This window comes from Neobacillus citreus, assembly GCF_018343545.2.
Classification (GTDB): Bacteria; Bacillota; Bacilli; order Bacillales; family Cytobacillaceae; genus Neobacillus; species Neobacillus citreus.
The window spans coordinates 128613-135880 of sequence record NZ_JAGYPE020000007.1; the positions used below are offsets into that span (position 1 = coordinate 128613).

Consider the following 7268-nt stretch of genomic DNA (forward strand, 5'->3'; position numbering starts at 1 on the left):
TTTAGAAGAGATTAACAATAGCCAAACTGGGAAGGTAAAAAACTAAACCTAGGGATCAATTGAAATATACCAATTTACTAAAATATTGATAAAAATAGCGTTTACATTTTAACTAAAACATGTTACTATTTTTTAGTAAACAAAACACTAAAACAGGGGTGATTATTTTATGAAAATAAAGCTAAAGTTATTTTCATCAGTTGCAGCATTATCTCTGCTCCTCGCAGCATGCGGTTCCGGCTCCGGTTCCAGCGGGGAGAATGGAGCTTCGAAAGACGGAGCCATCACGATTTGGGCAAACAATATTAATGTGCCGGTCCTTGAAAAGGCGGCAGAAATCTATCAGAAAGATCATCCTGATTTTAAAGTGAATGTGATTGAAACTGGCGGAAAAGACATTATTCAAAAAACCACAACTGGTTTGCAAGCAGGGGGCAAAGGCCTGCCAGATGGATTACTACAATCAGATGATGACCTTAATGGGAAATTAGAAGCTTTTCCGAACGCATTTGAAGACTTAAGTAAATTAGGATATGACAATTATAAAAAGGATTTCCCAGAGTTTAAAATTAACGCAGTATCAAAAGATGGAAAAATATATGGGATGCCATTTGATGCTGGTCCGGCAGGTGTCTTTTACCGAACAGATTTATACAAAAAAGCGGGGGTAAATCCGGAAGAAATTAAAACATGGGATGATTTCATTGCAGCAGGTGAAAAAGTTAAGAAAGCAACTGGTAAAGCAATGTTAGCCTTTGACCAAGCAGATTCAAATGTTTATACGATTTTGTTAAATCAACAAGCCGAAGGATATTTTGATAAAGACAATAAATTAACGGTTGGCAGTGATGCATCCATTAAAGCCATGAAAGTGATGAAGGCGTTAAACGACAAAGGGTTATTGTTAGGTGTAACAGGATGGGATTCATGGGTTACAAGCATAGCCAATTCTGATACTGCATCCGTAGTTGCCGGCGGATGGTTAACAGGAACCATTGAACAGCAAGCACCAGATACAAAAGGTAAATGGGGAGTAATGCCGTTGCCTGCATTCGAAGAAGGCGGCTCACGTTCATCACTTCAGGGAGGAAGTTCATTTGTCATCCCGTCTACAGGTAAAAATGTAAAAGAAACGTATGAATTCTTAAAATGGTTTACAACTAGCTTCGAAGCTCAGGAAATTGCCATGAAAGGCGGACTTTTCCCTTCGTATAACCCAGTGTTTGAATCAAAGCTATTTGATGAAGAAGTAGAGTTCTTTGGAAATCAAAAAATATGGCGTTTCTTTGCTGATGAAATGGATAAAATCCCTAGCATTACGTATACAAAAAATGACCCGATTGTTCGAGATGAAATTGTCAAAGCTTTAGGGGAAGTTATAAATGGGGCTAATCCAGAAGAAATAATTAAAAAAACCAAGAAGAATATTGAAAACCGATTGAAGTAAAAGTGCAGATGCGCCCGTTTTTTTTAAGGCGGGTGCTGAAGCTATTCATTAACCAAAGTTCCAATTATAAACTTTAGTGAGGTAATGCACAAAAGCGATTATTACCATTTAAGGGGTTGAACAGCATGATTGATCGAATAAATAAAGCAAAAATAACGCCGTATCTATTTTTAGCCCCAGCTGTCATATTTTTCATTCTTTTTACGATATATCCGATTATTTCCTCTTTCATTTTAAGTTTTCAAAAGTTAGAAGGCGGCGCCTATGTTTTTGCAGGTTTAGATAACTATATCCGATTATTGCACGATTCGACATTTTATCGGGCGTTATTTAACACCTTTATTATTTTCATAGTCCAAGTACCAGTTATGCTAACACTAGCTCTGATATTGGCAGCATTTTTAAATAGTAAACTGTTAAAGTTTAAAGGACTTTATCGTACAGCATTCTTTATGCCGGCGGTTACATCGTTAGTAGCATATTCTATCTTGTTCTCTATCATTTTGATGGATAAAGGAATTGTCAATCAATTATTAACATTGACAGGGATTGATCCCATTCCATGGTTAAAAGATTCTTTCTGGGCGAGGGTTTCAATTATTCTTGCAATGACATGGAGATGGACAGGCTATAATATGGTCATTTATCTTGCGGCAATGCAAAACATCCCGGAAGAAACCTATGAGGCGGCATCTATTGATGGGGCTGGGAAAATCAGACAGTTCTTTTCAATTACAATTCCACAATTAAAACCGATTATCGTGTTTACGTCTGTGATCTCAACTATTTCCACCTTACAGTTATTCGATGAACCGTTTAACCTGACAAAAGGTGGTCCAGGGGATGCTACGATGACACTTGGGTTAATGATTTATTCTAATGGATTTAAGTACTATGACTTTAGCTATGCATCTGCAATAGCCTATGTAGTGGTGATTTTAGTAGCTATTCTTTCAATCATTCAAATGAAAACGACAGGGGATGGAAAATAATGCAGGAAAAGACAGCTTCCACTCGGATTAAAAAAGTGATTCTTCCTCTCCTATTGCTCATTGGTATTGTGATGTCAATCTTCCCCTTTTATTGGATGCTTGTTGGATCCACCAATCACACAAGTAAAATGTTTTCCAATCCGCCGACGATGGTTGTGGGAGATCAATTTTTAACGAATTTAAATAATCTAAATGCATCGATTGGGATTTGGCGGGTGCTGTTTAACTCCCTTTTTGTGTCCATTTCCTATGTGATTTTGGCGCTGATTGTTTCGACCATGGCGGCATATGCATTATCAAAGTTTCACTTTAAAGGAAATAAATTTATCTTTATGGCGTTTTTGTTATCGATGATGATTCCTCATCAGGCACTGTTGATACCGCAATTTCGGATGATGTCGGATTTTAATATGCTGAATACGTATTTGGCGCTTATCCTGCCGTCTGTTTGTACGCCGTTTGCGATCTTTTTAATGAGGCAAAACTTTATGGCGTTTCCAACCGAATTAATGGAGGCAGCTAGAATGGATGGCGCTGGTGAGTTGAGAATTTTCTTCCGGATTGTATTGCCTTCTATGAAACCAGCGCTTGCGGCGACGTCCATTTTTTTATTCCTGCAGCAATGGAATAACTTCTTATGGCCGTTAGTTGTCACGACATCCAAGGAGATGTATACGTTCCCAGTCGCTTTATCAAGTCTTAGAGGAAGTTCGATTATTGACTATGGGCAAATTAATGTCGGAATCATGATTGCGACTATTCCAATTATTATTTTCTTCTTAGTCCTTCAAAAGCACTTTATCCAAGGTATGTTAGGAAGTGCGGTGAAATAAGCAGCACTTAAATAAGAAGATGCAGGAGGTTCAGAATGAGACAAACAAAAGATTATGAATTACTTTCTGTACTTCATAGAAATCGAATAAAAGATCGCTCTTATTTTATGTCCTATAAGAATATGGAGGATGCAATCAGCTATGAGCGCGGCCGCGCTTACGGATTTTTATTGTTGAATGGAATGTGGAAATTTCATTATGCTGAAACACCTGAACTAGCCCCGAATCAATTTTATAAAAATGAATATGATGTAAGTGCTTGGGCAGATTTGCAGGTGCCTTCTAACTGGCAGATGCAAGGATACGGCAGACCGCATTATACCAATGTACAGTATCCATTTCCTGTAGACCCGCCATATGTTCCAACAGAAAATCCAACAGGCTCCTATCGAAGAGATTTCTATTTATCAAAAGAAATGCTGGAGGGGCGTCTGTTCTTGCGTTTTGAGGGAGTGGATAGTGCATTCCATCTTTGGATCAATGGCCAAGAGGTTGGTTACAGCAAGGGGAGCCGCCTTCCTTCAGAATTTGATGTGACGCCGTTTGTTAAAGAGGGAAAAAATACGATTGCGGTACAGGTCTACCAATGGTCGGATGGAAGCTACCTTGAGGACCAAGATATGTGGTGGCTAAGCGGTATTTTCCGCGATGTCTATTTGGAAGCAAAGCCCAAAGTGTATACGCATGATTTCTTTGTAAAGACAATTCTTGATGAAGACTATACAGATGCTGAATTACGGATTGAGTCATGGATTCATTCCTATAGAGACGGGATAAATCGTCTTGAGTTTATGGTACAACTTCTTGACAGTGAATATCGAAAAGTAACTGAGAAAACGCAGGAGGTTGTACTGAATGGGATAGGTGAATCAAGCTTAAATATCACCATTCCGATTTCTTCCCCTAACAAATGGACAGCCGAAACACCGTATTTATACCATTTGCTGATAACCTTAAAGGGTGAAAATGGTGAGGCCATCGAAGTTATTCCGGCAAAAATCGGTTTTAGGCAGGTGGAGCTGAGGGATGGCTTGATTCAAGTGAATGGTGTGCCGATTCTATTTAAAGGTGTGAACCGTCATGATCATCATCCAGACTTAGGCCGGGCTGTTCCAATAGATTGGTTTGAAAAAGATATTAAGTTGATGAAGCAGCATAATATTAATGCTGTTCGGACAGCCCATTATCCAAATGATCCGCGTTTTTACGATTTATGTGACGAATATGGGCTTTATGTCATAGATGAGACAGATTTGGAAACTCATGGTTTTGATAGAATTGGCAATATTCATCAGTTAAGCCAAGATCCGGAGTGGAAGGAAGCCTATGTTGATCGGATGAAGAGGATGGTGGAGCGCGATAAAAACCATCCATCGATTATTATCTGGTCCTTAGGGAATGAATCTGGATTTGGGGAAAATCATATACAAATGGCGAAGTGGACAAAACAAAAGGATCCTACCAGACTCATACATTACGAAGGCGAAACGCGTTTTATCATGACGGAATCAGATCATAATCCAACACGACTGCAAGAAGCTGCTGATATGTTTTCAACTATGTACACCCCTCATGAAATAATGAAACGACTGGGTGGACGTACAGATTTAAAACAGCCGCATATTCTATGTGAATATGCTCACGCAATGGGGAATGGACCCGGGGGGATAAAAGAATATTTTGATCTCTTTTATCAATATGATAGATTACAAGGTGGATTTGTTTGGGAATGGCTGGATCATGGCATCCGTCAATTTGCTAAAAATGGTGAAGAGTATTTTGCGTATGGCGGCGATTTCGGTGAGACCCCTCATGATTCCAATTTTGTTATTGATGGGCTTGTTATGCCTGATAGAACCCCTTCTCCGGCCCTGCTTGAATATAAAAAGGTTATTGAGCCGGTTCGCGTAGAGGCAGTTGACCTGGAGAACGGTGTAGTTCGTATTCATAATCTGTATGACTTTATTCATTTAAATCATCTTAGTTTATCATGGGCGGTAGAGTCTGACGGTAAGATTCTTGATAATGGAACAATGAAAATGCCTGAAATTTTACCCCGTGAATCACATGAAGTATCAATTCCTTTTGTACTGCCAAGTGTGAAACGTAAAAATACAGATTATTGGTTAAATGTTTCTTTTATTCAAGCGGAAGATCTTAAATGGGCAAGGGCGGGTCATGAAGTTGCTTGGGTACAATTTGAACTGCCTTCAGCGGTTAAGAGTAATGAAGGTGTTGCTTTTCCAAGATGCTTCTGTCCGCTTTTAATAGAAGAAACTGGGCATCAGTTAATCGTGACTGGTGAATCCTTCTCACTTACATTTGACCGTGTATATGGTGTCCTTCATTCTTGGAAGGTTTATGGGATGGAACTATTAGAAAGTGGTCCAACTGTGAACATTTGGCGGGCCCCGACCGACAATGACAGGCTTGGCCTAGAGGAATTTAGCGTTAAAAAAGAAGAGCCTGAATGGCGAAAGTATGGATTACACCAAATGCAAAACCGCATTGAATCGTTTGACTATAAATTGTCTCAGGCTAAGGATGTAGTCACCATTACTGTAAAATCAAGACTTGCACCGCCTGTTCATGCTTGGGGACTTAGTACGGTTATTACCTATGAAATCAAGAATAATGGTGTGGTGTCTGTCGATGTGTGCGGTAAAAAACTTGGTGTGTCATCAGCCACATTACCGAAAATAGGCTTACAAATGAAGTTAAAACGTTCATTTGACCAGGTGGATTGGTATGGACGGGGGCCAGGTGAATCGTATGCCGATAGTAAACAAGCGGCACGGTTTGGTATCTGGTCTTCGACGGTTAATGGTTTATTTACTCCTTATGTGGTACCACAGGAAAATGGAAACCGCCATGAGGTAAGATGGGTGTCCTTGACAAATCTTTCAGGGACCGGTTTATTAGCGGCAGGGAAGCCAAGCTTTGATTTTAGTACACATTTGTACACCACAGATGGTTTAGAGAGAGCAAAGCATACCTATGATTTGGTTAAAGAAGACTTCATTACATTTAATGTAGATTATAAACAGCAGGGACTTGGATCAGCAAGTTGTGGACCTGGAGTGCTTGAACAATATCGCCTGTTGAACAAAGATTTCCACTTTGCGGTAAGTTTCAAAGCATTTTCGAAAAATGAAATATCGCCAGTTGAATTAAGTAAATTGGTGTGACGAATGGCTAGTAATCTGCCATATTGAATATTAATTAAAGTGACCCTTCCCTCTAGGAAGGGTTTTTTATTTTTTTAGTTAAATTTTTACTAAAATATTGATTGTTTTTACTATGGGGGATAAAATGAAGTTACGAACAAACCTTAGCTTCTGGAGGAAAAGGAAATGACCATCACAGTACTATCTAATAAATTTCAAGAATTATTTCATTCGTTACCCGAAAGGGCATTCTTCGCTCCCGGAAGGATTAATTTAATCGGGGAACATACCGACTATAACGGCGGTCATGTATTTCCGTGTGCCATTACGTATGGAACCTATGCGGCTGCTCGGAAACGGGAAGATCAGCTCGTCCGTTTATACTCGGAAAATTTTCCGGATAAAGGGATGATTGAATTTAACTTAAACAAACTGGATTACGAAAAGGATCATCATTGGGCCAACTACCCAAAGGGAATAATCCGCTTTATTATGGAAGCTGGCTATATGATTCCGACCGGGTTTGAATGTGTAATTAAAGGAAATATTCCTAATGGTGCAGGTCTTTCCTCATCTGCATCCATAGAGCTCCTAACAGGAGTTTTAGTAAACGGCCTGTACGAATTAGACATTCCCCGCCTTGAGTTAATTAAGATTGGCAAGCGAGTGGAAAATGAATTTATTGGTGTTAACAGCGGAATTATGGACCAATTCGCTGTCGGCATGGGCAAAGAAAATACGGGAATTCTGTTAGATTGCCAGACTTTAAAATATGAGTACGCGCCGATTAAGCTGGAAAATCACAAAATTATCATAATGAATACAAACA

5 protein-coding genes are annotated in these 7268 nt (G+C 39.3%); all 5 read left to right on the plus strand.

What is annotated here, in order from left to right:
• Positions 1–169: 169 nt before the first annotated feature.
• Complete coding sequence (locus KHB02_RS06445) at positions 170–1447, plus strand: ABC transporter substrate-binding protein (RefSeq protein WP_213147656.1); 1278 nt, start codon at positions 170–172, stop codon at positions 1445–1447.
• Between the two features lie 125 nt (positions 1448–1572).
• The gene (locus tag KHB02_RS06450) at positions 1573–2439 is read left to right on the plus strand and encodes a carbohydrate ABC transporter permease (RefSeq protein ID WP_213147655.1); all 867 of its coding nucleotides are present in this window, start codon (positions 1573–1575) and stop codon (positions 2437–2439) included.
• Positions 2439–3272 (plus strand): carbohydrate ABC transporter permease, encoded by an 834-nt coding sequence (locus tag KHB02_RS06455; protein WP_241113750.1) that lies wholly within the window; start codon positions 2439–2441, stop codon positions 3270–3272. Before KHB02_RS06450 ends, KHB02_RS06455 begins: the two co-directional genes overlap by 1 nt.
• A 35-nt stretch (positions 3273–3307) precedes the next feature.
• Positions 3308–6460 carry a beta-galactosidase, LacZ type gene (lacZ, locus tag KHB02_RS06460; protein ID WP_213147654.1) on the plus strand — a complete coding sequence of 1051 codons (3153 nt, stop codon included), beginning with the start codon at positions 3308–3310 and terminating at the stop codon, positions 6458–6460.
• Positions 6461–6625: 165 nt separating this feature from the next.
• Positions 6626–7268, plus strand: a 643-nt coding sequence (locus tag KHB02_RS06465) for a galactokinase family protein (RefSeq protein WP_277398177.1), incomplete at its 3' end; no start/stop codon positions are given.